Consider the following 26,496-nt stretch of genomic DNA (forward strand, 5'->3'; position numbering starts at 1 on the left):
GGCATCAACCGGCTCAAACGCTACCGAGCCGTCGCCACCAGATACGACAAACTCGCCGTCCGCTACGACACCACCGTCACCATCGCCGCGATCAACGAATGGCTCTAACATCTGAAACAGGCCCTAGTACTGGAAGCGGCCCGTAAAGCTGCGACCTCATTGCGAGGCCAGGCAGGCAAGAAACATGCCCGGCGACGGAAAGGAGGCCGGAGCCGAGGCAAGAGGGCCAAGAAATAAAGGAGTGACGGGTACGGCCTCATTCGGCCCCACGTCGGTCCCACCCAAGATCAAAGCCCACCGGCAAGATCCTCTTTGCGGAGAAATCCTGCAGGTGGGCTTCGATTCAGAACTGTGCGCCATCAGGGACTCGAACCCCGAACCCGCTGGTTAAGAGTCGGCACCTGGGCGTGCCGGACGGTGTCGAGTAATGCCGGACAAGACCTTTCGTCTGGTCGGGAGGAAGCCTCTGCGTCGGGGTGTGTCGCCCAGCGTCGGACTGTTTCAGAACTCTCGGGCACGTCTCGGGCGCGCGAGCCAGGCCCAGCGCCTGCACCGATCCTCGTTGTGTGGCTGCGGCTTGATTTGTGTTTGTATAGAGGGGTAAGGCAAGCCGTCGGGTCTGGGTGGTGCTCCGTGAAGGCCTCCTTCCTACTCTCAAGGTAGGCAAGGAGGCCTTCACGGACAGCACGGCTGGATAAGGGTTTCAGGGCCACCCTGTCCGGGTAGTGGACTCAGCCGTCAGTCGGCGCTGGACGGCCGGACACGGTCGCCAGTGCCGCCTTCTTCCGAAGCTTGATAGTTGAACCTGCAGATAGTGGACATGGAACATTCTCTCTTCTAGTTAACAGTGGGGCTGGTGAACTGCATCAGGCGGAAGCACTGCCTGCGTATCAGGGAGAACGATTCTCCTGGGGCGGATGTGACCCGTCGCGCGACCTGAGTGCCGGGGCGCGGTGCCCAGCGGAACTGGGAGGCCAACGGAACCGTGGGATCCAAGACCGTCCCGTACCTGGCGACGGCTTCCCTGAGCGAACCGACCTCGGCTTTGCGAATCGGGTTGGCCAGGTACACCGGCTTTTGCGCCGCGGCGGCACATGCGGTGTCGTGACCGTGGTCCCCCACGACGAAGTCAGCCGCCGCGGCGACGGCCTGCCAGTCGTGTTCGGGTCGCAGGAACTCCACTCGCTCGCGCGCCACTCGTCCGGCCCAGGCCAGCAGTTGCCGCCTGCCGTGGCGCGCCCACATGTCCGGGTCGAGCCGGCAAACCAGGCGGACCCGATGTGATGGCAGCTCCAGGGCAAGCCGCCGGAGCACAGCTGGCGTCCTGCCAAACAACGAGTCGGGTCCAAGGGCCGACAGCACGAGGCCCAGCCGCTGGCCGCGGTGGATCCCGGCCTGCTCGTGGCAGGCCTCAAGCAGCTTGTCGTACTCCGGGGCGCCGATGACAACCGCGTGCCGGCCCACCTGTGGGGCTGTGACTCGGAGCCGGGTCATTGCCTGGAGATGCGGCAGACCGACAAGCACAGGTCCGGCGCGGTCCGGCCGTTGCCGGAGTAAGCGCGCGAGCGCGGCGACGCAGCACCGACCGTTGCGACCGACGATCTCGCCGTCCCCTGAAACCGCAGGCAGCACCAGCAACGCGCAATTCAGGGAGCCGGTCTCGGCCGGATCCGCGGTGATCACCAGATCGGATCGCCCTCGGATCGCGCGTTCCCACGGCGTGGTAAGCGCGCCGATCATGGCGAGGTAGTCCCGGACGAGTTCTTCGGCGGGACCCGGCGGCTGTGTGAAGACGACCTGGATACCCGGTTCTGACTCGATCGCTCGTACCGCCGCGCTCACGCGCTCGGCTGCCGCCACACTATGCACCACTGCCAGGACCACTCGGCGTATTTCGCAGGTTTGTGCGCCATATCCTGCTGACCAACGCGGCGCGAAGTCTTCGAGGGCCGAATATCCCATGGGTTCCTCCCTGAGCGTTGTTCTGGACGTTGTCAACGTCCCGGCTCGGCGTTGCGGAAGCCGTGGCGAAAAGCGTTGCAACCGATCGGGCGAGGACTGTCGGACGTTGGTCTGGTTCACTGGGAACCATGGGCGAACCGGCAATCGACCTGCGGATTCTCGGCGCAGTGCAGTTGACTGTGAACGGTACGGCTATACGTCTCGAACCTCGCCAGGCCACCGTTTTGGCGATCATCGCCGCCGCAGGTGGCGAGGTCGCTTCCACGGAGCTGGCCGGTCGATTCGGGGTGAACGGCTCGGCGACACTGCGGTCTTATCGAGCGAGGCTTCGGGACAGCGCGGGTTTGGAGCTGGTGAAGAGGAATGAGCACGCGATGCAGCAGCTGCTGGTCGCGCGGGACGCAGTTGATCTATGGCGGTTCCAAACCAAGATCGCCGGCTGTGTCGGACTGCCCCCGCACCGACGGTTGCCGCTCCTGCGCGAGGCCGCCGAGTGCTGGCAAGGACCGCCGCTGGACGGACTGGATTCGCGTTGGGTGCACGACGAGGTGGCGGAGCTGCGGACGACGGGACGCCGTGCCTTTCTAGAGCTGATAGGGCTTTCCTTGGAACATGAGGGGCCCGAACCCGCCGCAGGCCACGCGGAGCGGGCAAGTGAACTGTTCCCGGACGACGACGAGATCCGGGCTGCGCTGTGGTGGACATGGGCTCGATGCGGGCGCGTGAGGGCGATTGCCGACGACCTCGATCGGCGCGAAAAGCTACCCGCGGGTCTCGGTAGGCCGTCGCTCATGGTGCTGCGCAAGGAAGCCAAAGCCCGGATCGCCGAGGCCCGACAGGTGTCGGAGGCAGTTCCGGCTCGAATGCCTCACCTGCTGCCGCCAGTGCGGTCGAAGGTTCATGGCCGTCACGCCGAGCTTGTCTTTCTCGATAGCCTGACTGACCAGGACAGCGAGACCCGGGTTGTCACGGTGCGCGGGCTCGGAGGCCTGGGCAAGACCGAGCTGGCGGTGAGCTGGGGACACCGTGTGGTCGCACAATTTCCCGACGGTGTCCTCTTCGCCGACCTGGGAGGCTTCTCACCGTCCGGTCCGGCCCAGCTCGAGGTGGTTCTGACGGATTTCGCCAGGCAGCTTGGGATCCCGGTCGGTGATGACGTGCTTTCCGCCTACCGGACTGCGGTGAACACACGTGCGATCTTGGTCGTTCTCGACAACGCCCGTGATCACCAGCACGCGGCGGAACTCCTGGCGGCTGGGGAACACAGCCGCACGGTCATCACGACGCGTGCTGCCGTCACCGCGCCGGCTGTGGCTGACGGGCGGGTGCTGGCCTTAAGCCCGATCACTCCCGAAGCAAGCCTGGAAGTCCTGCGCGAAGCCATCGGCGAGGCGAGGATTAAGGAGGAGCCGTTCGCGGCAGCGAAGCTCATGGCGGCGTGCGGCGGAATCCCGTTGGCTGTCCGGCTGGTCGCCGCGCAGGCACAGCTGAATCCAGGCGTAAGCCTGGAAAGGCTGCTGGACCGGCTGGGCTCGGCGTCGGCGGTACTGGGCGCAAAACCCGAAGGAGAGACCGCCTTGCGTGACTCACTTGCGTTGTCGTACGGGCCACTGTCCGCCGAGGCTGCCCGGGTCCTGCAGATCAGCGCGCTCCACCCTGGACCCGAGATCTCCCTGGACGTGATCCCGTTCTTGTCAGGGCTGCCTGCATCCTCCGCAGAGGACGCTGTGGACGAACTGCTGCGAGGCAGCCTGCTCGATCCGCTTCCGGAGGGCCGGTTTCGACTCCACGACCTGGTCCGCGCCTTCGCCCGGGAACGTGCGTTCGCAGAGCTGTCGCCGGACGAGGTGTCCATGATCAGGGAGGAGCTGTTGGGGTGGTTGCTGGCCGCCGCGCGGCTTTGTGACCGTGCCCTCCGCTCCGGCAGGGAGCTGCCCGGCGATCTCGTTGTCTCCGATGGTGCGCCGTTGCCCGATCCAGCGAACGAGGAAGAAGGGCGACGGTGGTTCGAGAGCGAGCATGACACCCTTCTCGCGGTGCTGGATTCGCCAGATTTCCTGCCCTATAAAACATACCGGTGGCGCTTACCGCTCGCCCTGTGCTGCTATCACACCCGCAACGGCCCGTGGCCCACGGCGGAGCGACTGCTGACTTCAGCCTCCAAGATCACCAAGGACGAGCTGGACGAGCCCGAACGGACGCGTTACCAGGCTGTCTGCCATCGGGTGCTGGGCAACATCCAGCGGAAGCTGCGGAAGTTCGGTGCCGCAGAGCGCAGCCTGGAGACTTCGATCACCCTGGCCGAAGGCATCGATGACCCTCTGGAAACCGCGAATGGTCACCAGCAAATGAGTGTCTTGCAGGAAGATATGAAGAAGTGGGAGGTAGCGCGGCATCACGCGACGGTTGCAGGCCGCCTTTACGAAGCTTTGGCGGACGCACGCGGGGTCGCGGCGACTTTACCCACCGAGATCCACTGCTACCTAGAACTGGGAGAGCCGGGGCGGGCCCTTGAGCGCGAGTCGTTCGCTGTCGACCTGATGACTCGGGCGAGCACTCCGTACAACCGGGGCGCGTTGCACCGCGTCCTGATGGATTGTCACCTCAGGTTGGAACGTTTCGAAGATGCGGTCCTCCACGGAGAGACTGCCCGCGCTTGCTATCTCGAGTCCGGCGCGCCGACCAACGAGGTCCGGGTGCTGGCCGTGCTGGCCCGGGCATATCGCGCGGCTGGCCGTGCCGAAGACGAGCTACGCGTACTGCGAGACTTTATGACCTGCTACGGCAGGCTGCGACAGCGAGAACCCGAAGACCGGCAGCTGTATACCACTGTGAAAAGCAGGCTGGCTGCCCGTGGTGCCTGAGGCGCTCAGCTCACGGGAGCCTCCGTTGCGGGGCCGTCCGGCGCATCAGTCTCGTCCTCCTCGTCCGAGTTCCGCATCGGCAGGATGTACTCCTGAGCCTTTTGCGCGAGGTGCAGCGGCAATGGCCTGCTTAGCGCGTCGCGGTAGTCCGGCGCCTGCCTCAGCTGGTGGACGGCCATCGCCAGGGCGTGCGGATCGTCCTCCTCGTCACGGTTGTGGCTGAGCACCGCGATTTCGACGAGGCCGGGATTCCACGCGGGTTTGTCGATGTCGATCGTCGGCAGATCCACCCGGTCGCCCAGACGGATCGGCCGGTTCTGCAGTTTGTGCGCTCCTACCGCGGAACTTTGCGCTGTGGAAGCCTTCGGGGTGGTGCTGTAAAAGATCCTGTCGTTCTCCGTCTCGGCGCTCTTCCACAGATTGGCGGGCAGGCCGTTCACCCCGTTGCCGTCCGCGAGACCCCACCACTGCGGGGTCTCCCGTCGCTCCCCGGTGCGGATCCGGACAAGCCGTAGCCAGGGATTGGGCCGTCCGGCCGGCGCGACGCCGGTGCGGATGAGATCCCGGCGCACCTCACCGTCCTGCACCCAGGTCCAGAGATTTCTGATGTTCTGCGCGTCGACGAGGACGACGGTCGGGGTACCGCGGATCTCATCCGAGGAGAGCACCCGGTGCAGGAACTCCTCTGTGGCGGACCGTTGTTCGTCACGGGTTCGGGGCCAATCGAACCACGATTTCTCATGCTCGCCGTCATCGGCGAGGTCGTGCTCGGAGACCGCGGCGAGCGCGGGCAGCCGGGCCAGGTAACGCGGATACGCGATCCAGGCCCCCATTCCTTCGACAGCTTCGGCGTCCCAGGCCAAGATCTCCCCGGGACCGCCGGCGCCGGGACGCACCAGCACCGCGACCGGGAATTTGCCCTTGGCCGACCGGGCGGTGGAGCCCCGTGCCTTCGTCGCCGTCCAGACGGCCAGGTACTGGGTTCCGGCGGGCAGGCCTGTCGGGACGTCGGTGCGCGGCACCACCGTTGCTCCCAGCTGCCGCAGCGCGTCCACCCAGGACGACTCGGCCGCGACGGACAGTGTCTTCTCCCCGCGCGACGATCCAGGCGAGGTGATGAACTGGGTGACGACCCCGCTGTCGGCCGCACCGAGCCGCAACGCGAACTTGGGATCGTTCCGGCCGCGGAACACGATGCGGCCGTGGATCTCCACCAAGGCGACCGAAGGCACCGCCGCATCCGCGCCGTTCTTGGCGAGAAACTCGCCCATGTCCGCCCGGCGCTTGGCCAGCGCCCTTGCCGCGCGATCCGCCCGGCCTTTGACCGGTTCCGATGGCACACCCAGGCTTTCCGTCAACCCGTTGTCCATGCGCAGACAACTCAACGTCACGACCAGCTCTCGAGTCCGCCACCGCAACACGACGGGTTCTCCGCGGCCACTGCGATCGTGAGCCTGCGTGCCCACCTCACTCGCTCCGCCGTCACCTTCGAGACCGAGCACCTCGGCAAGCGCGACGATCGCTTCGTCACGGGTCCGGTCGGTGCGCCACAACAGTCGCGCGGCGAACTCGGGAGTGCCGGACCAATCCGTGTACAGGGCGGCCAGCGACGTCCGGCGGGTCAACCGGAGCTCCGCCTTGCCCTCCGCCGTGCGTTCGCTGGAGCCGCCCTTGCGGACATTGGCGGGCTTGTTCGCGGGTAGCTCCGACCGGGTGAGGTCGGCGACCCTCGCCAGATCCGGCAGCAGAGCCTGCTCGGCCCACTCGACCAGGCGCGAGCGCTCATGGGACATGAAACCCGCGCCCACACCGTGCTCGCCCATCGGTGAGCTGTACGCGATCAGCGCGTCGACGCCTCGTTCACCCTTGAACCACCGTTCAGGATCGCCGAGGAGTCCGGCAGGATCCGGAAACGGTCTGGTGCCGAGAGCGAGCCGCTCCATCAGCTTCGTGAGATCTCCCTGTCGCCACATGAAGTCGTCATCGCGTTTGGCAACGTGTGCCACGCTGTAGCGTTCGCTGACGGGGACACCGGGCAGCCACGGCGCGACCGGACGCAGGTAGACGGCACTGGCCCGGCGGTATCCCAAACGCACCAGCCCGGTCTTCGGGTCGGGGTGGGTGGCCCAGCGGCGCACCCCGAAATGCAGGTGAACCCGTGGCCGGGGATGGAACGGCACCGTGTGGAGGGTGACGGTGGCGACGACCGAGAACCACCACCTCCCGTGCTTGTCGTCGTGGAAGAGCGGCTGGGACATGAGCTCCGCCCCCTGCTGACGCGACCGCCGCGCGACAGACCGAAAACGCAGTACCTGCTCGCCGGAGTCGTACGGCTCCAGCTCCTGGATCCGGCGGGCGAAGTGCTGCGTCGTCAGCAGGTACTGGGGGCCGTCCGGTTGCGCGGTACCTCCTTTGCTGACACCGCATCGCGTAAGCGAAATCGCCTTCTTCTCCTGCCACACGGGGGGATTGGCGAGCAGCGTGTCACGGACCCGGTTCGCCTCGTCAGGATGATCCGAGCCGAGCTCCTCGATCCAGAACTCCAGCAGCCGTAGCAGGATCGAGACCGGCAGCGGCTTCCCCGCGTCTTCCGGACAGTACAACCAGGTCCGCGGCCCCTCGCCGGCCGCGACCTGGCGTGGCAACACCCCGAGACGCACATCCAGGGCTTGGAGAAGCGAATCCAGCCGCCGTGTCGGCGGCGTCTGCCATCGGGCCCGGCCCGTCCGTTCGAGATTGACCAGGTCGAGTACGCCGGTGGTGAGAGCTTCGGGGAACTGCAAGGTGTGGAAGTCCACGGTGAGTCCGTCTCCGTCCACTGCGGTTTCGTAGGCCGCCCGGCGGATCGCCGTGTAGCGCGAAGCCAAGGTCATGTCCTCCTGGAGAGAAGGTCTGGGCCGTCCAGGTCGACGGGTTCGACCTGGTCGAGCATCCGGCAGAGCGCCAGGTAAACAGGCTTGTACAGGAGCTCGGCGAGCCGCATGTCCGCCGGAGCGACCGGGTTGTCGTCCGGGCGAGGTTCGAAGTACGGGCGCAGGGCGTCCCGGATGCCGTGGAGCAGGCTTGCCCGAGAGTGGTCGCGCTGCCTTCGCCGAGCGTGCTTCTGTGCGTTCGGCGACCGCGCTTCGGCGATCGCGAGTTCGAACTTCGCGTCGACGAAGACGACCCGGGCAGCGACTCCGCCCCGGACGAGCCTACCGATCACCTGCCAAAGCACGACCAGCTGGTCCCAGGCGAACGAGCGCTGTTCGTCTTTGCTCAGCACGGAATACGCGTACTTGCGGATCAGAAGCCGGCCCCACTTGCTGCGAGCCAGGGCACGGAACGCCCGCCCGGCGGAGTCGAGCGTGTCGTGGGATGCCACGAGGGCGGCGAAGGAAGCCGGATCGGTGTCCTCGGCCGTGGGCAGGCCTCGCGTGTAGCGGCTCTCCCAGTCGTTGATGGCGAGCACGGAGAGCCCAATGTCGGTCGGCACCGGATGAGGCCGGGTGAGCAGTAGGGCCACCCCGAGCGCGGCGTCGTTGTCCCGGTTCAAGATGTTGTACCCGCGCTCGATGGCAAGCATCGGTGCGACGAGCACCCGGGCCATGGCGTCGGTGGCGAAGAGACCCGCGTTCCCGCGACGGACGACCCCGGCGCGGTCGAGGTCGTCGGTCCCGTCGGCGACCGCGTCGTCAAGATCGGCGTTGTCCCGGACGAGCGCCTTGACGTGGCCGTGCCACCCGGGCATCGCGTCCAGTTGATCCGCCACGTCGCGGGCTTCCTGGTAGTTCCCGACGAGGAGTAGCGCACGCTGCCGGTTCGGGTTCCCGACAGCCCGGATCTCCTCTTCCAGCGGCGAAATGCCACTCGGGCCGGGCTTGCCGAGCTTGTCCACGAGCGAGCGCAGCAGTGACGACCTGATCCTGGGCGGCCGCCCCGACAGGCTGATGGGGTTCCCGTCGGCGTCGTGGAAGAACCGCATCTTGAAAACGGTTTCCTGCACACGCTCCTCGGCTTCGTGTGAGGGCCGCAGGACCGCGCCGACCGGTGCGACCACATGCGCGCGGGTGGACGTCCCGGCCCAGCTGGTTCCCGAAAGCAGCAGTACATGCGGCCCGCCGCGGCCGGTGGTGGTGTCTACGCCGAGCGACGGCAGGGAGAGCAGCAGTTCCCGCCCGACACCGGTACACCGGAAGAAACGCAGCGTCCCGGTCACCTCGTCGCGGTCGCCGTCACCGTCCTCGACGACGTACTGGAAACCCAGCACGTTGCCCATCGGCGACTCGGGTACGAGCGGCAGGTAGTCCATCGGTGGGCGGCGGATCAGCTCGTTGTCCTTGGCGTCCAGTCGCATTGCCTCTTCGACGAGTGGCCAGAGGTGCGTCAGGCGGTCCAGCCGGTGGTGCAACGCCGACAGCAGCAGGACGAACTCCAGCTTGCGTACCTGAGGGTCGGTTTCGGCCACGTGACCCGGCCTTTCCGGCGTGCCGAGCACCTGGAGCTCGCCGATCACCGCGGCCAGCCGATGAGCGACGGCCTTGCGGTTCAGGGTGTGCAGCAGGTCTTGCGTCGTCGCGGCCAACAGGTCGGCGAGAGTTTCGTAGGGGCCGTTGTCGCCCAACGGGTCGTCGCGGAACTGGTCGAACACTTTCGCGGCCTCGGCGTGGGAGACCCCTGGTTCGGTCGCCGGGGTTTCCTCGTCTTCCTCGTCATCGGTCCCGGCGGTTCCGGGTCGATACAGCTCTTTCAGGAGCTTTCCCTGCAACGTCCAGGAGTTGAAGTACTCGATTCCCACCCAATCCCGGAGGCTTTGATCCGCGATCAGCATCGAGTAGAGCTGGTTCGTGGCGCCGGAAACGACGGAGAGTGCGACCTCCCAGTTCCGCACGTAACGGTCGGACAACTGGAGGCGCCCGGCCCGCGAGAGTTCGAGGATGTTGTGCCTGTACAAGGTGTCCAGCCACGAATGAGGTTCGCGGGAGACGAGTGTGGCGGTCGGCGCGAACACCATGTCGAGGTTCATCATCACCCGGTCCGCTTCGTCGATGACGACGAGGTCGCTGCGCAGACAGGCCAGTTCGAGCTGGCGCAGGCGTACTCCGCCCACGTGGGTCTGGAGCGGGCTGGCCACGAGCGACGCCATGTTGGCGACCCACACCCGTGCGTCGACCTGGTCGCGGGCGTTCACGTGCCGCGGGCATTCGTGCCACAGAGGACAGCTCGATGGGCTCGGGCGCTTCCGGTCGGTGACCTCGCTGTCCACGGCATAGAGCTTTGTGCACGGCGCGTCGACCGAACGCACCGGCGTTTCCGCCGCCCGAAGTGCATCGAGTGGGCAAGCCGTGCCGAGGTCGGCGAACCCCTCGTCCTCGTGGTGCCCGGCGAACCGCACATGGCCATTCGAGGCGAGCCGTCGGTGCAGTCCTTCGACGTGCTGCTCGCGGTTGGAGGAACCGATGATCGGCACCACCACCCCGTCGTCGAAGAAGCTTCGCAGTTCCCGGGCCGTGGCGAGCTGCTCCGCGACATCGCCGACCACGAGCGTGATCCGCAGTGGCTTGTCCTGTCTCACCGCCCAGACCGCGAGCACCTTCATGAGGGTGCTCTTCCCGACCCCGACGACCCCGACCGCGTGGAGGAGCCCGTCAAACCGCAGCCTGTCGCCTTCGATGAAATCGTGTCCGTGAACGTCACGGACGAGCAGTCGCGTCGATTCGATACTGGCCTGCCAGTTCACTCGTTCGCCCTTGGGGGCGTGCGTGTCCATCCATCGGGCGGTCTCGCCCAGCGCCGCCCAAGTTATGTCGAGGGGCTCTCCGTTCGTCACCGTGCGGGACGTGAGGTCGTGTCCCGGCACGTCGCGTGCGCGGTCCGCGATGTCGGCCGGGATCTCCACCTCGACGCGTTCATCACGGTCGTAGTAGAAGTAGCTGCCCGCTTTCGCCGGAGCGGGCTTGCTGTCGACGTAGTCCGGAAGGGTGCTCAGGGCCTGTTCGTACACCGGGAAGCGTGTGGTCAGAGTGGTCGTCCCAGTCCATTCGAAGGAGGCGAAATCCTCCGCGATCCGGAACGCGCGCAGGTCAGCGTCCACCTCCTGGTAGTTACGCAGGGCTTCGAGCCAGGACTCCGGTCTGCGCAGAGGCCAGAGGCGGTGCCGGACGCAGGTGATCATCCAGGCTTGCGCCGGGTCGTCCGCCAGCCCGCTCTCCTTGGCGAACGGGTAACCACCGAGGAGTGGCCAGACCGAGGTCGGAGGCTGCGCTTTGTCGAGGCGCGACAACAGGGTCAGGCCCAGTTCGACCGGGCAGAGCACTTCCAGGGGCAGCTCCAAGGTGGTCTGCCTTAGCTCTTCGATGAGCTCGGCGTACCACTTCTTGCTACGCATGGTCGCCTGCCTCCTGCCGGATCATGTCGGCGAACTCGTCCTCGGAGAAGATCCGGGACGACTTCGCGTGTTCTGTCGCGATCCGCTGGTAGCCGGGATCTGCGTCGATCCGGTACTGGGCGATGACCCAGCACACGACGTCGGCGCCGGTGCCCGCGACCGACGCCGCGATCGCCCGGCCGAGCAGTGCGGGGCTGTGCCAATCGACGATCCGCACGGCCCTGGTCTCCCCGTCGGGCACGGTCACCCGCAGATCGCCGGTACCGGTCAACGGCCAGTAATCGACCCAGGCCCCGGACCGTCTCACTTCATCGCCGAGACGCCGGACCGTCTTGGCGGGACCGGAGACGAACTGTCGATGCCGGCGATCCCCCTGAACGAGGATCCGAACGTCGTGGTCCCAACGCTCACCGGGAGCCACGAGACTCTTGGTCGCGCACTCCTCCCGCTCGCACCACCAGCCTTCCTCGCCGGCGGGCAGCAGGAGGCCACCACAGCCGTCGCAGGCGTGGATCCCCCCGTCGATGGCGAAACCAGGTCCGATCTTGACGTAGAACTTGCCAAGGTACTCGTCGAGAACGCGGACCCCGGGTTTTAATACGATGTCCCTGAGCTGCTCCTCCGTGAGGACCGGGTGCGCCGCCAGCACGTTCCGCGTGGCGCCGTACGCCGGCGTCCGCCCGCGTTCCGCCGCGAACGCCGCCATCTCCGCGACCTGGCGCGACACCTCCAGGAACGGATTGGCCGCCTCCGCGCAGAGAGCGATCTCGTGGCACAGCGCGGTCGGCGCGCCTGAATGCTTGTCGACCAGAAAGCCGTCCTCGGGATAGACGCCCTCGGGGAGTACCAAGGGCCAGGATCCCAGCGGGCGCTGGTAACCCCAGCGGACCAACCCCGGCACCGAGGACGGTGGGCGAGCGCCCCGGCGCAGGCAATACAGGGCCAGCCAGTCCAAGGCGCTTTGGACGTTCGCCGGATACGGCATCCGGAAGGCGGTCAGATCGCGCAGCTCATCCAGGGTCACGAGGGCTGTGGCGACCGCGCCGAGCAGCCGCTCCTCCTCTCCGAGGGTGGTCACGGCTTGGCTCGCCCGCCCGCGGTCAGATACTCGACACCCGGCGAGCACCACCGGCGGACCTCGCAACCCGCACAGCCGTCGCCAGGGTTCGGGGCGTACATGGTGTCGCCAAGCAACGGCCTCACCAGCTCTCCGACGACTTCCTGGGCTTCCGCCACGAGGGCCGGGCTGGCGGGGTCCAGCTCTTCGAGAGCGCACCCGTCGGATCGCAGGTGTTCCAGTTCGACCCGGGATCCGCCCGGAGAACGTTCCGGTGCCCCGGCGGACAGGATCAGGATCGCCAGTGCCAGCTGGGGGACCTGGCGCAGCAAAGGCCGGTCGCGCCTCAGCCTGTGACGTGACGTTTTCGTCTCCCTCCACACCCACCCGCCGGCTCGCCGGTACAGAAGATCCGGCGTGCCGCCGAAGACCACATCCAGGCTCTTGTCATGGGCGACCACGAACCGGTCCTGCTCGCCACGGACTTCTTCGACATCGGGGAAGGGGCACAACGCCGCGTGCTGAGCCAGCATCTCCACCGCAGTTCGCTGGCTGTCCTCCGGGAGCGCGGCGACCTCTTCGCCCGCCGGGTCGCCGGGCCTGCATCGGCTGGGGTGGCCGGTGTGCCGTATCCGCAAGGTGGCGTCGACCGCGCGACCGATTTGGATCGGCTGGCCTTCGACAAGGGCGGTGTCGCGGAGTTTCAGCTGCCTTTGCAAGTGGTAACGCGCCGGGCAGCCCTGGTGGTAACGCAAGTCAGTGACCGACAGTGTCCGCCGCGGGCCGGGCACGGGAGGAACTTTCGGCAGGAGTTGCGCCGACGGCAGAGCGGCACAGTCGGTTGTGTCGGGGCATTCGGCGCAGTTGCGGCCCGCTCGCCGCGCAGTGCCGTCGACGATCTCGAGGAGCCTCGGCGCGATGAGATCCTGTGCCTGTTGACGGACTTGAGCGGAGGGCCACTCGAGAACCGGCACCGCGACAGGTGACCTGGCGCCGAACAGGATGACGCGCACTCGATCAGGGGCGGTCCCCCCGCCGAACGTGGCCACGTTGGCTGCCGCGGTGGTGACGATCTCGGGCCGTTCCGCCGGAGCGGTCAAGCCCATCAGCCACATTTCCCGGATCGAGTCGTCCTCGGACCGATATCGGCGTCCCCAGCAAGTCTGCTCGTACCGTTGCACTCCACGTTCGTCCACCGGATCCCGGCGATGGGAGATCTTCCACGGGAATCGCACCGGAATCGGGCACGGCGTGTTCATGGCGTCCTGATGCGCCTGCCATGCCGCGCGGTAGTTGTGGAACGCCTCGATCGACCAAGCCACCAGTCCTGGATGCGCCGGTGGCCGGCCGGTCTCGAACGTTCCCCGAGTCCGCGCCAGTTCGTCGATCACCGCCGCGTCGTCCTGGCCGCCGAATTCCGAGAGGTCCACCGCGGCCATGAGTGGGCCCAAAGTGAAGTCGGTCCAAGTCGACCTCCGGATCTCCGCGCGGCGCCGGGCCTTGTGCGCCAGCGCGCGAGGGCAACCCGCCGAGCCGGTGTCGGACGCGCCGACCCGCACAATCTGTCCAGAATTTGTCACGCCGTCCCGTTCTTATCCGGTTCCGCACCCCTTTGGTTCCGCAAGAAGCTTAATTGCGGGAATTCGGGACGGTCGCGCAGGGGGCGACAACCTGCCCGAGTAGCCTCCCGCGCATGACGAGTATGGCTGACAATCCTGGGGCGAGCCTTATGTGCGGTGTGGTGCTCGGGCAGCGTTTCCAAGTGGTCGAACAGAAGGGCGCCGGGGGGATGGGCGTCGCGTATCGTGCGCTCGATCTGGAAACGCGCAAGCAGGTGATTGTCAAGATTCCGCAATTTCCGGCAACGGTTGATTTGGATTTCGAAGCTCGGCGGCGAATCATGGGCCGATTCGACAAAGAGGGCAGGTACTTGAGCGATCTTAAGCACCCGAACATCCCGGCGGTGATCGATCGGGACAAGCATGGCTCTGTCCCGTACCTGGCGATGACCTACATCCACGGGGACAAGCTGACCAAGTATCGCCAGACCACCGTGCCCCGGCTCACGGAGTTCGCCGCGATCGGCTCGTCTGTCGCGAAGACGCTCGCCGCCTGTCACTCGACTGGAATCGTCCACCGCGACCTGAAGCCCGACAACCTCTTGGTCGGCGACAACGGCGTCGTCTACATGATCGACTTCGGGATCGCGCTGCCGTTGAACAAGGACACGTCGAGGTACACGAGGAACTTCGTCGGGACCGACGACTATTCGGCGCCGGAACGCTTCCTGGGAGCCGAGCCGGTCGAACAATCGGATCTGTACAGCCTGGGTTGCGTGTTCTACCACCTGCTGACAGGGCGGCCTCCGTTCGTTGTGGACGGCAGGAAGACGCTCGAAAAGCAACACCTGGAGGACCGTCCGGCACCGCCGTCACGCTTTGTCGCCGACGTCGATCCGGGCCTGGCGGACCTGACCTTGGCCCTGCTGGAGAAGAAGATGGAAGACCGGCCCGGTATCGAGACGGTGCTTGAGGTACTGCGTCCTCATTTGCCGACGGTCGGCGCACCTGAACCCAACCCGGTGTCCCTGCCCGACGTGACGATCCCGTACCGCACTCCGGATGCTGTCAGCCCGCCGGAAGCGGTCGCCGGTCACCGTTCGACCTCCGTGCGCCCATTCCGCGCTCGAGAGCGGCGTGACTTTCTCACCGAAGCCGACATCATGGAGGCCATCAGGCAGGCCACCTTCGAGCACGACAGCGGTGACAGCGCGGCCGCGGCCCTCACCCTGACCGAGCTGCGGAGTCGGGCGATCGAGACGTTCGGGGAGGGCAACCCCAAGCTGGAGCCGATCGAACGGGCTTTGAACCTGCTGGAGGGCCGCTGAAGTCGGGTCGGGATCAGCTGGTGGTCAGGACGGCTCTGGGGGTGACCGCTGTGGCCGGGAACCGATCGTGTCGAGTCGTTATAGCGCGTGGCCCTACATTACCGACTCGAACCCCGAACCCGCTGGATAAGAGTGGTGTGGGGCGCGCCCTTCGGGAGCACCCGCGGTCGACCTGACGATTGCGGCTTTGTCGGTGGCGATCTCTTGCCCGCTCGGTCGGTGACTTGATCAAGGGGCATGTCCGCGACGCGTCCGCTTCGGTGGTCCCGATGGTGAATCCGAGCCGCACTTTTGCTGTGCGCGCACCGCCCCCTGCACATGGACGCCGAGCGCGGTGCAGACGATCTGATCGTGTGGGGTTCCAGAAGTCGGTTCATGCGACAGGCGCGTTCGGCGGGTAGGGCATGATCGTCGGCCATGTCGTTGCGTCTGCTGTATCTGATCCTCTTGCGGCTGGCGGGTTTGGTGGTGTTGCTCGGCCGGTCGTCAGCGTCGAAGAACGTCGAGTTGCTGGTACTGCGCCATGAGGTGGCCGTGCTGCGCAGAGGCAACCCGAAACCTCGCCTCGATTGGGCTGACCGGGCTGTGTTCGCCGCGTTGGTCCGCATGCTGCCCAAGGCGCTGCGGCTGCACCGGTTGGTCACCCCGGGCACGGTCCTGCGCTGGCATCGGCGCCTGGTGGCTGCGAAGTGGACTTATCCACACCGGGTTGGCCGTCCACCGGTCGACGACGCGATCGCTAGGTTGATCGAACGGATGGCCAGGGAGAACCACAGCTGGGGCTACAAGAGGATTCAGGGTGAGCTGCTCAAGCTTGGACACCGGGTCGGCGCGTCGACTATCCGGCGGATCCTGAAGCGGGCACGCGTACCTCCCGCGCCGGTCCGGGACACCGACACGACCTGGCGGCAGTTCCTGCGCACGCAGGCCTCGACGATGCTGGCGTGCGACTTCTTCCACATCGACTGTGCGCTCACCCTCCGGAGGATCTATGTGTTCTTCGTGCTGGAGGTCGGCAGCCGCTACGTCCATATCCTGGGCACGACCACGAATCCGGACGGCCGGTGGACTACTCAGCAGATCCGCAATCTCATGCTGGATCTTGGTGATCGAGGCGACGACTTCAGGTTTCTCATCCGTGACCGGGCTGGCCAGAACGGCGTCGTTCGACGCCGTTCTGGCCGACGTCGGTATCGAGGCGGTAAGGATTCCTCCGCGCTACCCGCGGGCGAACTGCTACGCCGAACGGTTTGTGCTCACGGCCAGAACCGAGCTCGCCGACCGTATGTTGATTCTGAGCGAACGGCATCTGCGCGCCGTGCTCGCCGAGTACGTCCGGCATTACAACGGTCGACGGCCGCACCGTTCCCGCGAGCTTCGCCCACCACAGCCGACCCACCCCGTGGCAGACCTCAACTCTCAGCGGATCAGGCGACAGCGGCTTCTCGGAGGCCTGATCAACGAGTACGAACGGGCGGCATAACCCTTCTGGTCAGAGCCGTCGGCAGACTTGTGGAACCCCGCAGCGACGTTGGAAGTGGCGAATCAGATCGTGCAGTACGGGTGGGAGACCGGCCAGTCGGCGCCGAAGACGACCTCGTCGGAGGGCTTGGTCGCGCTCGACGCGAACACCGTCCTCGTCCTGCGTCGGCACATCGCGTGCCAGGACGCGGACAAGGCTCGTCTCGGTAGCGCGTGGGTGGACAGCGGGCTGTTGTTCACCCAGCCAGACGGGAGCCCTCTGCATCCGGCCGATGTCACCGAGCGGTTCTACGAGATCGTCCGCCAAGCCGGGTTGCCGCCCATCCGCCTGCACGACCTCCGGCACGGTGCCGCCACGCTCGCCCTCGCCGCCGGTGTCGATATGAAGGTCGTGCAGGCCATGCTTCGGCACTCCTCGATCACCGTGACCATGGACACGTACACCACCGTCCTACCCGAGATCGCACTCGCGGCAGCCGAGGCGACGGCGAACCTCATCCCCAGGAACTCCGCCCGACAGCTCGGGCTCGTCTCGGGCGCGGATCAGACCACAATGGACAGTAAGGAAGTGGAAGAAATGCGTCCACATAACACAAAACCCCACGTCATCGAAACCGAAAACGTGGGGTCTGAGAGTGCGCCATCAGGGACTCGAACCCCGAACCCGCTGGTTAAGAGCCAGCTGCTCTGCCAATTGAGCTAATGGCGCCTGCTTGTTTCGCCGCTTTGGTGTTCCCCTCGGCGACGTGGAAAACATTAACACAGGGTTGCTGGGGCCCGTTTCAGGGGGTCCCCCTTCGGTCGCCGTGGGCGTCGCGGGGACGGATTCGGCCATCCGGCCGCGGGCGTTGCGGCCGGTCAGGCAGACTATAGCCAGACGTTGGGGTTGGTACCACGCGAAACGGGCGGTGTGCATGAGGGTCTGGGGAGCGACAGGTCGGTCGCGGGTGGCGTTGGTGGCTTTGGTGGCCGGGTTCACACTCGCCGCGTGCAGCAGTACACCGTCGGGTGAATCGCCGGCCCCGGGTGGTGCTCCTGGTGGTTCGCAGCAGAGTGGCGAGGCTGCTCCGGCTCCGAAGCCTGCCGCGATGACGCTGACTCCGGCGCAGGGCGCGGCGGACGTGGCGCCCGGCGAGCCGGTGTCCGTCGCCGTCGCCGACGGCAAGGTGGGCGAGGTCAAGCTGACCGGCGCCGACGGCAAGGTCGTCGCGGGCAAGCCGAAGGAGGACGGTTCGGGCTGGGAGTCGTCGGAACCGCTCGGCTACAGCAAGACCTACACCGTGACCGCGGCCGCGACCGGCACCGACGGCAAGCCGGTCACCGCGACCTCTACGTTCTCCACGGCCAAGGCAGGCCGTCAGATCGGTGTCTCGATCAATCTGGTCGAAGGTGAGACTGTCGGCGTCGGCTTGCCGTTGATCTTCACCTTCACCGGCAACGTGCCGGACAAGGCGGCGACGGAGAAGGCGCTGAAGATCGTCACCGAGCCGCAGGCCGAGGGCGCGTTCCACTGGTTCGGTGAGAAGACCGTGATGTGGCGGCCCAAGGAGTACTTCAAGCCGGGCACGAAGATCTCGGTCAATGCGGCGATCTACGGCAAGAACCTGGGCAACAACACCTTTGGCCGCGAGGACAAGCCCGCCCAGGTGGTCGTCGGTGACAAGCTGGTCGCGACCGCCGACGGTGGCACGCACCAGATGAAGGTCGTGGTGAACGACCAAGAGGTCAAGCAGATGCCGATCTCGATGGGCAAGCCGTCGAGCAGCACCCCCGCCGGGACCTACACGGTGATGAGCGAGCACACCGGGTACACGATGGACTCGAGCACCTACGGCGTCCCTTCGGACAGCAAGGCCGGCTACCGGACGTTCGTGAAGTACGCGGTGCGGATGTCGAACAGCGGCATCTTCTACCACTCGGCGCCGTGGTCGGTCGGATCGCAGGGCAAGCGGAACGTGAGCCACGGCTGCATCAACCTGTCGACCGAGAACGCGAAGTGGCTGATGGACACTTCGAAGAAGGGCGACATCATCACGGTCGCCAACTCGGGCCCGCAGGTGCTGCAGCCGACCGACGGCTGGTCGGTGTGGCAGATGTCGTGGGACGACTGGAAGACCGGCGGCGACCGCAACTGACGCGACGCCATGAGGGGTCCCTATGGGACGGATCCGTCCCATAGGGACCCCTCATGACATTCCGGAGGTCCCGTTGAGGTACTCCCACTGCGTTTCGCCGCTGGTCTTGTAGCGGCACTTCTGCGTGCGGGTGTCCCAGATCTTCTCCGGATCGCGACGGCACTTCTGGTGCTCGAGTTCGGCGAGGTACTTCTGGGACTGCGCCTTCGTGCAGTTCGGATAGCCGGGCTCGCAGCGCCACGGTGACTTCTTGGGCGAGGTCTTCGGGGGCGGTGAGGCCGGGGTCGTCGTGACCGTCACCGGTGGAGCCGTCGAAGTGGACGGTGCCGCGGTAACCGTCGTGATCGGAGGGGGAGTTGCCGACGGCGCGGGTGCCTGACCCGGCGGAGCGGTTGTACAGGCTCCGGACGGCACGCAGAGTCCCAAGACCAGCAAGACCGGCCACCGTCCCATGGCATCCTCCGCGCGAGTTCTCTCTGAACTCGCGCGAACGCCACGCCGTGTTACGGCAGTCCCGGGCAAAGCGAAACCCCAGCCCGCTGGGAAGGGGCCGCAAGGCCCCTGAACAGACTGGGATAATGGGGTGAGCGACGGGTTTCGAACCCGCGACCTCCTGGACCACAACCAGGTGCTCTACCAGCTGAGCTACGCCCACCATCGCCGGGCTCGGGAAGCTTCCCCATCACCTCGGCCGCACTATATTAGCGTGCCCGTTTCCGGGGCTCGCAACGGGTTACGGTTCGTGGCGTTCCTGCACTTCAGCGGCCGCTGCCTTGGCCTGTTCGGTGGTCGGGCCGGGCTGCGGGACGAAGGCGACGCGACGGTAGTAGTCGAGTTCGCCGATGGATTCCTTGATGTCGGCGAGCGCGCGGTGGGCGAGGCCCTTCTCGGGCTTGGCGTAGTAGATCCGCGGGTACCAGCGCCGGACGAGTTCCTTGACCGACGAGACGTCGACCATGCGGTAGTGCAGGTGCTCGTCGAGGGAGGGCATGTCGCGGGTGATGAAGCCGCGGTCGGTGGCGATGGAGTTGCCGGCGAGCGGGGCGACGTTGGCCTCGGGGACGTGCGCGCGGATGTACTCGAGGACGCGCTGCTCGGCCTCCTCCATGGTGACCGTGGAGCGCCGGACCTCTTCGGTGAGGCCGGAGTGGGCGTGCATCTCGCGGACGACCTCGGGCATGCCGTCGAGGGTTTCGTCGTCGGCGTGGATGACGATGTCGACGCCTTCGCCGAGGACGTTGAGTTCGGCGTCGGTCACCAGTGCGGCTATTTCGATCAACGCGTCCTTGCCGAGGTCGAGCCCCGTCATCTCGCAGTCGATCCAGACTAGGCGGTCGTTCACCCCGGAACCCTAACCCGACCCGGGGATTCGGGGCGCGCGACGTGCGGGTTCGGCGGGTAACTGGCAGCGTGTGCATCCTCAGGTGAGCCGTATCACAGACCAGGGAGCGACAGTGGCCGAACAGGGTCCAGCCCAGGAGATCGCGCAGGGTTACGTGAGCGAGGGGGCGGCGGTCGAGCTGGGCGCCGTCGTGATCGACGGCAAGGCCGACTCGGGTGCCGCGGTCCGCCTGCCGCTGGCGACGCTCAACCGGCACGGGCTGGTCGCGGGAGCGACCGGTACCGGTAAGACGAAGACCTTGCAGCTGATCGCCGAGCAGTTGTCGGCCGCAGGGGTTCCGGTCCTGCTGGCGGACGTGAAGGGCGACCTGTCGGGGCTCGCGGCGCAGGGCGAGAGCAACGACAAGATCGCCAAACGCGCGGAGGAACTGGGTGACCAGTGGGAGCCTGCGGCGTTCCCCGTGCAGTTCCTGTCGCTGGGCACGGGTGGCAAGGGGGCGCCGATCCGGGCGACGATCACGAGTTTCGGCCCGATCCTGCTGTCGAAGGTGCTGGGGCTCAACGAAACCCAGGAGTCGACGCTCGGCCTGATCTTCCACTGGGCCGATCAGCGCGGTCTCGCGCTGCTGGACACGAAGGACCTCCGTTCGGTCATCACGCACCTGACCAGTGACGAGGGCAAGGAGGACCTGAAGGGCATCGGCGGTGTCTCGGCCGCGACGGCCGGGGTGATCCTCCGCGCGCTGTCCAATCTGGAGGCTCAGGGCGGTGAGGACTTCTTCGGCGAACCCGAGCTGGACGTCCACGACCTGATGCGCCAGGACGACGGCAAGGCGATGGTGACCCTGCTGGAGTTGGACAACCTCCAGTCCAAGCCCGCGCTGTTCTCGACGTTCCTCATGTGGCTGCTGGCCGAGTTGTTCGAGGAACTGCCCGAAGAGGGCGACCTCGACAAGCCGAAACTGGTGTTCTTCTTCGACGAGGCGCATCTGCTGTTCAACGGTGCGTCGAAGGCGTTCCTGGAGCGCATCGAGCAGACCGTCAAGCTGATCCGGTCGAAGGGCGTAGGCGTGTTCTTCTGCACGCAGCTGCCGACGGACATCCCGAACAACGTCCTGTCGCAGCTGGGCGCGCGGGTCCAGCACGCGTTGCGCGCCTTCACGCCCGAAGACCAGGCAGCGCTGACGAAGACGGTGAAGACGTACCCGAAGACGAAGCACTACGAACTGGACTCGGCGCTGACGTCGCTCGGCATCGGCGAAGCGATCGTGACCGTGCTTTCCGAGCGGGGCGCGCCGACGCCGGTCGCGTGGACGCGCCTTCGCGCGCCGCGGTCGAAGATGGGGTCCATCGGGGCCGAAGCCATCTCCGCGGCGACGACGTCTTCGGATCTGCACGCGAAGTACGCCGAGACGATCGACCGTGAGTCGGCTTACGAGAAGCTCGCCGCGAAGGTGGCCGCGCCTCCGGCCGGTGAGGCTCCGCCGGAAGCGCTCCCGGCGCCGAAACCGGAGAAAGAAGGGCCGGGGATGGTGGAGCAGGCGATGAAGAACCCGGCGGTGAAGTCGTTCTTCCGCTCCGCGGCGAGCGCGCTCGGACGGGAGATCACGCGCGGCCTGTTCGGGAACCGGAGGCGGTGAGGAATACCTGACGCGTTCTGTCAGGTATGTACGGCAGGCTTGACGCCATGACCAACACCGCGACTGCGTCGTTCACCGTGGACGGCTGGGATCCGCAAAACACCGACAAGCCCGAAGACACCGAGTTCTCGCGGGTGTGGCTGACCAAGACATTCACCGGTGCCGTCGAGGGGACCAGCGCCGTCGAGATGCTCACGGCGGTGAACGAGACGTCCTCGGCGTACGTCGCCTTCGAGCGGCTGGCCGTGTCCGTCGATGGACGGAAGGGCGGCTTTGTCCTGCATCACTCGGCGGGGGAGAACGGGCATCACCTGATCGTCTTGCCGGGCTCTGGTCACGGCGAACTGGCGGGCATCACCGGAACGGCGGAGATCGTCCAGGACGACGAAGGCAACCACACCTTCACCCTCACCTACGAACTCTGAAAGTTCGTGAGGGCCTCCTTCGGCGAAGGAGGCCCTCACGGACGGTGCCTGCTGGGCCGCCCCCTGACAGCGGTCCAGACGGCCGGGTCAGCCGACGATCTGCTCGACGATCTTCTTCGCGTCGTTGATGGGGATCGCGAAGCCGATGCCGATGCTTCCGGTCGAAGCCGGGTTGTACAGCGCCGAGTTGATGCCGATGACGTTCCCCTGCGCGTCCACCAGCGCCCCGCCCGAGTTGCCCTGGTTGATCGGGGCGTCGGTCTGGATCGCGGTGTAGCTCGGCCCGCTTTCGTTCGTGGTCCTGCTGTAGGGCGAGCGACGGTCCTGGCCGCCGCCCAATTCGTCGAGCTTGCGGTTCAGCGCGCTCACGATCCCGGTGGTCACGGTGTTCTGCAAGCCGCCGGGCGAGCCGATCGCGACGACCTGCTGTCCCGCGACGAGCTTGCTCGAGTCGCCGAGCGAGGCCGGGGTCAGCCCGCTCGCGTCCTTCGCCTGGAGCACGGCGATGTCGGCCTTCGTGTCGGCGCCGACCACGCTCGCCTTGTACTGCTTGCCGTCCGAAAGCGTGACGGTCACGTCGCCCTGGGCGTCGTTGACCACGTGGGCGTTGGTGAGGATGCGCCCGTCCGCCGTCAGGATGACGCCGGAGCCGACAGCGTCACCTTGCGCGGTGGCCACGTTCACCTGGACGACGCTCGGCGTCACCTTCGCGGCGACCCCGCTGACGTCACCCGAAGTGTTGTTCCCGACCAATTGCCCGTTGGCGACCGCGGACGAACCCGTGCCGGACCCCGACGACGCGGAGCCGATGCCCATGAGCGCCGCTCCGCCGACACCGCCGACGAGTGCGGCGGCGAGCGCCGTCGCACTGACGAGGACGGCGACCCGGCCGCCCTTCTTGCGAGGCGGCGGGACCGGCGTCTGGGCGGGCTGCGGGGTGAAGAGCGGATTCGGCGCGGCCTGCCAAGGGGTGTAACCGGGGTGCTGCTGCTGGTGCGGCGGCTGGTGCCCACCGGTGGAGGCGGGGCCGGGCCGACTCTCGTTCTCGGTCATGGAACAAGATTCGCGCCCGTACTTGTGAACCGCCTGTGGAAAACCCCTGTGCTTTCCTAAGAAGAATTACCTGAGAAAGCTCAGTCAAAGAACGCGGGCACGTCCAACGCCCCACCCGAAGCCTCGAACTCTTCGTGCACCGCGGCGCGGAGTTCCGCGTCGGCGAGGTAGTCGACGGCGGTCATCGCCAGCCCCAACGCGCCGTCGACGACCGCGCGATCGCCGTCCGGCGAACCGGCCGCGGCCGCGAACTCCTTGGTGTGCAAGGCGGTCGTCGGCCCGGCGATGGCGATCATCGGGTGGATCGCCGGCATCCGGTAGGAGAGGTTGCCGAGATCGGTCGAGCCGGTGAGGAATTCGGGCACGATCCCCGGCGGCAGCGGTTTGCGGCCGGCGTCGACCTGATGCGCCGACCAGCGTCCGGCGAGGGTGGTGTTGAACCGGATCGGCAGGTACGCGGGCTGCCCGTCCCACAACAGTTCGACGCCGCAGCCGGTCATCTCCGCCGCGCCACGCGCGATCGCCGAAACCCGCTCGGCCAGGTCGCGCAGCGTGTCCGGTTGCGCGGAGCGGAGGTAGAACAGCAGCGCCGCCCGTTCGGGAACGACGTTCGGCCGCGCGCCACCGTCGCTGAAGACACCGTGGACGCGATCACTGGACGGCAGATGCTGCCGAAGCGCCGCGACGCCCTGGTACGCGGCGACGGCGGCGTCGAGCGCGTTGCGTCCCATGAACGGCTGAGCCGAGGCGTGCGCGCCGACGCCGTGGAACACCATCTCCAGCTGTCGCCTGCCGAGGAACGGGTGCATGGCGATGTCGTGGCTGAATGGGTGCAGCATGATCACGGCGTCGACGTCGTCGAAAACACCCGCGCGGGCCATGGTTTCCTTGCCACCGCCGCCTTCCTCCGCCGGTGTGCCGATCAGCGACACCCGGCCGCCCAGCCGTTCGGCGACCGCCGCCGCGCCGAGAAAACCGCCCGCGCCCGCCGTGCAGATGACGTTGTGCCCACAGCCGTGGCCGAGCCCGGGAAGAGCGTCGTACTCGGAAAGGACCGCGATGTGCGGGCCGCTTCCAGGGGTGCTCGCGACCAAGGCGGTGTCCAGCCCGCCCGCGCCGATGGTCACCTCGTGGCCGTGCCGCTGGAGCAGGTCCCCGAGCGCGCGAACCGAGCGGTGTTCGGCGAAACCCTCTTCGGGATGCGCGTGCAGGTCTCGGCTCAGTTCCACCAGTTCCGCCGTCAGCGCGCGGATCTCGGCGCCGACGGCGTCCCGCGTGGCGGAATCCGCGCCCTCGTGCGGCGAGCCGAGGGGCTCGGCCGCGGCGACGGCGTCCGCGGTCGCTTCGACCAGCGAACGGAGGTAGCTGTCGTCTGGGGGAGTCGGCGAAGCGTGCTCAGAGTGGATCATTTCCGGATGTTAACCGGTAGCTCGCCCGTGACGATCTGCGTGACACCGGAGTACCGCTCGTCCACGTGGTCGAAGCCGCGCCGGAACAGTTTCGCCGCGATCTCGCCGCGATCGAACATCCGCTGTCCGCTCAGCCTGCCGAGGACGGTGTCGGCCAGCCGCATCGGCTGGTCGCTGTGCCGGGCGCTGGTCAGCATCACCAGTGAGCCGCCGGGTTTCAGCACCCTGGCGAACGAATCCAGTGCGGCGTCCGGGTCGGCGAACATGTGCAGCGCGGCGAAACAACAGACGGCGTCCACAGTGGAATCATCGAGCGGCAGGTCGACGGCGTCGGCGCGCAGATAGGCCACCGAAGCCGGGTTGGGCGCGGTGAGTGCCTTCTCCAGCATGGTGACCGAACCGTCGAGTCCGATCGACAGCCCGTCCGGGCCGACCGCTTCGCCGAACGCGCGGGTGAAGCGGCCGGTGCCACAGGCGACGTCCAACGCGACCTGGCCGGGGCGGAGGCCGAGCGCCTCGATCGCGATCCGGACCTCGTCCGCCATGGTCGGCCCGTTGAGTCCTTTCGCGACCCTGCCCAGGGTCGGACGCCAGTACCGCTCGTAGATCATCGGCACGGCGGAGGTGCGCATCAGCCGCTGCGCGAGCCCGGTCGGCGGCCCCGCCTGCGGGATTTCGCCCAGCAGATCGAGAAAACCTTCCGTTGCCCCGGTGGGTGTGGTGCCCGGCCGCAGCAGGCCCAAGAGACGTTCGCGATGGTCCGGCATGACTGCTCCCTTCACGGTGGTCACCCGAGAATCTGCCATGACCGGCCCGTTCGCGACATTCCCGCCACCGCGACCCGAAACTGTCGGTGGCCATCTCTAACGTCGGAGGGAGTCGCCGTTCCCCAGCCGAAGGAGCCCGAAAATGACCGGCTCGATCTTGCAGCACACCGCCACGACCACGCTTCGCATCCCGGTGCGCGGCCCGTTCGACCTCGACAAGTCCATCCGGTTCCTGACCGATTTCCCGCCCGCGTGCCGCACGGACGCCGACGTCGAACCCGGCACCCTGCGCCTCGCCTTCCCCGCCGAAGCGGGCTGGGAGCACGTCGGTGCGGCCGTCAGACAGAGATCGCCCGGCACGATCGAGGTGGAGGTCTTCGCCGACGAAGGGCTCGCCGTCGAGGTCGGCGCCCAGGTGCGGCGGATCCTTTCGGTGGACGTCGACGGCGTCGGTTTCGCGAAGGTCGGCACCGCCGATCCCGTGGTGCGCCGCCTTCAGCAGGCGTTCCCCGGTCTGCGGCCCGTGCTGTTCCATTCGCCCTACGAAGCGGCCTGCTGGGCGATCCTGAGTCACCGGACCCGGATGTCGCAGGCCGCCACGGTGAAACGACGGCTCGCCGAGGATTTCGGCCGGCCGGTGGACGTCGGCGGGAAGATCCTCATGTCGTTCCCCGCGCCGGACGTCTTGGCCGGGCCGGAAGCCGTGCGCGGTCTACCGGAGGTGAAGGCCGAGCGGTTGCGCGCGGTGGCCAACGCCGCCAAGGACGGACTGCTCGACGCCGCGTACCTGCGTGCGATGCCGGTCCCGGACGCGTTGCGCTGGCTACAGCTGCTGCCGGGGATCGGGCCGTTCTCGGCGCAGCTGATCCTGATCCGCGGCGCCGGGCACCCGGACGTCTTCCCCGGGGACGAGCCTCGGTTGCAGGAGGCCATGCGGGTCGCGTACGACCTCCCGCTGGCGCCGCCCGAGGAACTGGAGGAACTGTCCGCGGTGTGGCGGCCGTTCCGCAGCTGGGTGGCCTTCGCCCTGCGGAACGACCGGGAGTTTCGCACGCGCGAGATCGGGGGTTCGATGACCGCCTGACACGGGACGTATCCGGCTTGTGG

General features: G+C 67.0%; 18 protein-coding genes, 2 tRNA genes and 2 pseudogenes. 9 read left to right on the top strand and 13 right to left on the bottom strand.

The window, feature by feature from the left end; all coding sequences use genetic code 11:
* A pseudogene (locus ACLARN_RS38320) lies at positions 1–108 on the top strand (IS5/IS1182 family transposase); the annotation flags it as partial.
* A gap of 729 nt (positions 109–837) precedes the next feature.
* On the opposite strand, the gene ACLARN_RS38325 reads toward ACLARN_RS38320, so the two are convergent.
* Positions 838–1,860: a hypothetical protein gene (locus ACLARN_RS38325; RefSeq protein WP_409496379.1), complete on the bottom strand. Its 1,023-nt coding sequence runs from the start codon at positions 1,858–1,860 to the stop codon at positions 838–840.
* Between the two features lie 230 nt (positions 1,861–2,090).
* Between ACLARN_RS38325 and ACLARN_RS38330 the strand changes: the two genes are divergently transcribed.
* Entirely contained in the window at positions 2,091–4,826 is a 2,736-nt protein-coding gene (locus tag ACLARN_RS38330) for an NB-ARC domain-containing protein (protein WP_409496380.1), read from the top strand.
* Between the two features lie 5 nt (positions 4,827–4,831).
* Here ACLARN_RS38330 and ACLARN_RS38335 read toward each other — a convergent pair whose 3' ends face one another.
* Genes ACLARN_RS38335 through ACLARN_RS38350 form a run of 4 tightly spaced genes read right to left on the bottom strand, consistent with a single transcriptional unit; the run spans position 4,832 to position 13,830 of the window.
* Positions 4,832–7,699, bottom strand: a complete 2,868-nt coding sequence (locus ACLARN_RS38335; RefSeq protein WP_409496381.1) for a pPIWI_RE module domain-containing protein — start codon at positions 7,697–7,699, stop codon at positions 4,832–4,834.
* Positions 7,696–11,193: a hypothetical protein gene (locus ACLARN_RS38340; RefSeq protein ID WP_409496382.1), complete on the bottom strand. Its 3,498-nt coding sequence runs from the start codon at positions 11,191–11,193 to the stop codon at positions 7,696–7,698. Before ACLARN_RS38340 ends, ACLARN_RS38335 begins: the two co-directional genes overlap by 4 nt.
* Positions 11,186–12,271, bottom strand: a complete 1,086-nt coding sequence (locus tag ACLARN_RS38345; RefSeq protein ID WP_409496383.1) for a hypothetical protein — start codon at positions 12,269–12,271, stop codon at positions 11,186–11,188. The genes ACLARN_RS38340 and ACLARN_RS38345 overlap by 8 nt, the downstream gene beginning before the upstream one ends.
* Positions 12,268–13,830 (bottom strand): PD-(D/E)XK nuclease family protein, encoded by a 1,563-nt coding sequence (locus tag ACLARN_RS38350; protein WP_409496384.1) that lies wholly within the window; start codon positions 13,828–13,830, stop codon positions 12,268–12,270. Before ACLARN_RS38350 ends, ACLARN_RS38345 begins: the two co-directional genes overlap by 4 nt.
* 182 nt (positions 13,831–14,012) lie before the next feature.
* Between ACLARN_RS38350 and ACLARN_RS38355 the strand changes: the two genes are divergently transcribed.
* On the top strand, positions 14,013–15,137 hold the full coding sequence (locus tag ACLARN_RS38355; protein WP_409496385.1) for a serine/threonine protein kinase: 1,125 nt from the start codon (positions 14,013–14,015) through the stop codon (positions 15,135–15,137).
* Positions 15,138–16,242: 1,105 nt separating this feature from the next.
* On the top strand, positions 16,243–16,620 hold the full coding sequence (locus ACLARN_RS38360) for an integrase core domain-containing protein (protein ID WP_409496386.1): 378 nt from the start codon (positions 16,243–16,245) through the stop codon (positions 16,618–16,620).
* Between the two features lie 62 nt (positions 16,621–16,682).
* On the opposite strand, the gene ACLARN_RS38365 is transcribed toward ACLARN_RS38360, so the two are convergent.
* Positions 16,683–16,859: a hypothetical protein gene (locus tag ACLARN_RS38365; RefSeq protein ID WP_409496387.1), complete on the bottom strand. Its 177-nt coding sequence runs from the start codon at positions 16,857–16,859 to the stop codon at positions 16,683–16,685.
* On the opposite strand from ACLARN_RS38365, the pseudogene ACLARN_RS38370 reads away from it, so the two are divergent.
* Positions 16,837–17,010, top strand: a pseudogene (locus ACLARN_RS38370) (tyrosine-type recombinase/integrase); the annotation flags it as partial. The gene ACLARN_RS38365 and the pseudogene ACLARN_RS38370 overlap by 23 nt on opposite strands.
* A 245-nt stretch (positions 17,011–17,255) precedes the next feature.
* Here the strand turns inward: ACLARN_RS38370 and ACLARN_RS38375 are convergent.
* A tRNA-Lys gene (locus ACLARN_RS38375) sits at positions 17,256–17,328 on the bottom strand.
* A gap of 205 nt (positions 17,329–17,533) precedes the next feature.
* On the opposite strand from ACLARN_RS38375, the gene ACLARN_RS38380 reads away from it, so the two are divergent.
* Entirely contained in the window at positions 17,534–18,754 is a 1,221-nt protein-coding gene (locus tag ACLARN_RS38380) for an Ig-like domain-containing protein (protein ID WP_409496388.1), read from the top strand.
* A gap of 51 nt (positions 18,755–18,805) precedes the next feature.
* Here the strand turns inward: ACLARN_RS38380 and ACLARN_RS38385 are convergent, their stop codons facing one another.
* From ACLARN_RS38385 to orn, 3 genes are all read right to left on the bottom strand, one after another.
* Entirely contained in the window at positions 18,806–19,054 is a 249-nt protein-coding gene (locus tag ACLARN_RS38385) for a hypothetical protein (protein WP_409496389.1), read from the bottom strand.
* A gap of 279 nt (positions 19,055–19,333) precedes the next feature.
* A tRNA-His gene (locus ACLARN_RS38390) sits at positions 19,334–19,409 on the bottom strand.
* A gap of 78 nt (positions 19,410–19,487) precedes the next feature.
* On the bottom strand, positions 19,488–20,096 hold the full coding sequence (gene orn / locus ACLARN_RS38395) for an oligoribonuclease (protein ID WP_409496390.1): 609 nt from the start codon (positions 20,094–20,096) through the stop codon (positions 19,488–19,490).
* 112 nt (positions 20,097–20,208) lie between these two features.
* Here orn and ACLARN_RS38400 point away from each other — a divergent pair, with 112 nt between their 5' ends.
* On the top strand, positions 20,209–21,735 hold the full coding sequence (locus ACLARN_RS38400) for a helicase HerA-like domain-containing protein (protein WP_409496391.1): 1,527 nt from the start codon (positions 20,209–20,211) through the stop codon (positions 21,733–21,735).
* Between the two features lie 47 nt (positions 21,736–21,782).
* The gene (locus tag ACLARN_RS38405; protein WP_409496392.1) at positions 21,783–22,160 is read left to right on the top strand and encodes a DUF3224 domain-containing protein; all 378 of its coding nucleotides are present in this window, start codon (positions 21,783–21,785) and stop codon (positions 22,158–22,160) included.
* 87 nt (positions 22,161–22,247) lie between these two features.
* On the opposite strand, the gene ACLARN_RS38410 is transcribed toward ACLARN_RS38405, so the two are convergent.
* From ACLARN_RS38410 to ACLARN_RS38420, 3 genes are all read right to left on the bottom strand, one after another.
* Positions 22,248–23,213 (bottom strand): S1C family serine protease, encoded by a 966-nt coding sequence (locus tag ACLARN_RS38410; RefSeq protein ID WP_409496393.1) that lies wholly within the window; start codon positions 23,211–23,213, stop codon positions 22,248–22,250.
* A gap of 80 nt (positions 23,214–23,293) precedes the next feature.
* The gene (locus ACLARN_RS38415) at positions 23,294–24,622 is read right to left on the bottom strand and encodes a M20 family metallopeptidase (RefSeq protein ID WP_409496394.1); all 1,329 of its coding nucleotides are present in this window, start codon (positions 24,620–24,622) and stop codon (positions 23,294–23,296) included.
* Entirely contained in the window at positions 24,619–25,389 is a 771-nt protein-coding gene (locus ACLARN_RS38420) for a class I SAM-dependent methyltransferase (protein ID WP_409496395.1), read from the bottom strand. Before ACLARN_RS38420 ends, ACLARN_RS38415 begins: the two co-directional genes overlap by 4 nt.
* Before the next feature lie 142 nt (positions 25,390–25,531).
* Between ACLARN_RS38420 and ACLARN_RS38425 the strand changes: the two genes are divergently transcribed.
* Positions 25,532–26,473 carry a DNA-3-methyladenine glycosylase family protein gene (locus tag ACLARN_RS38425; RefSeq protein WP_409496396.1) on the top strand — a complete coding sequence of 314 codons (942 nt, stop codon included), beginning with the start codon at positions 25,532–25,534 and terminating at the stop codon, positions 26,471–26,473.
* The last annotated feature ends 23 nt before the right edge of the window (positions 26,474–26,496 follow it).

The organism is Amycolatopsis sp. cmx-11-12 (assembly GCF_046269425.1).
GTDB lineage: Bacteria > Actinomycetota > Actinomycetes > Mycobacteriales > Pseudonocardiaceae > Amycolatopsis.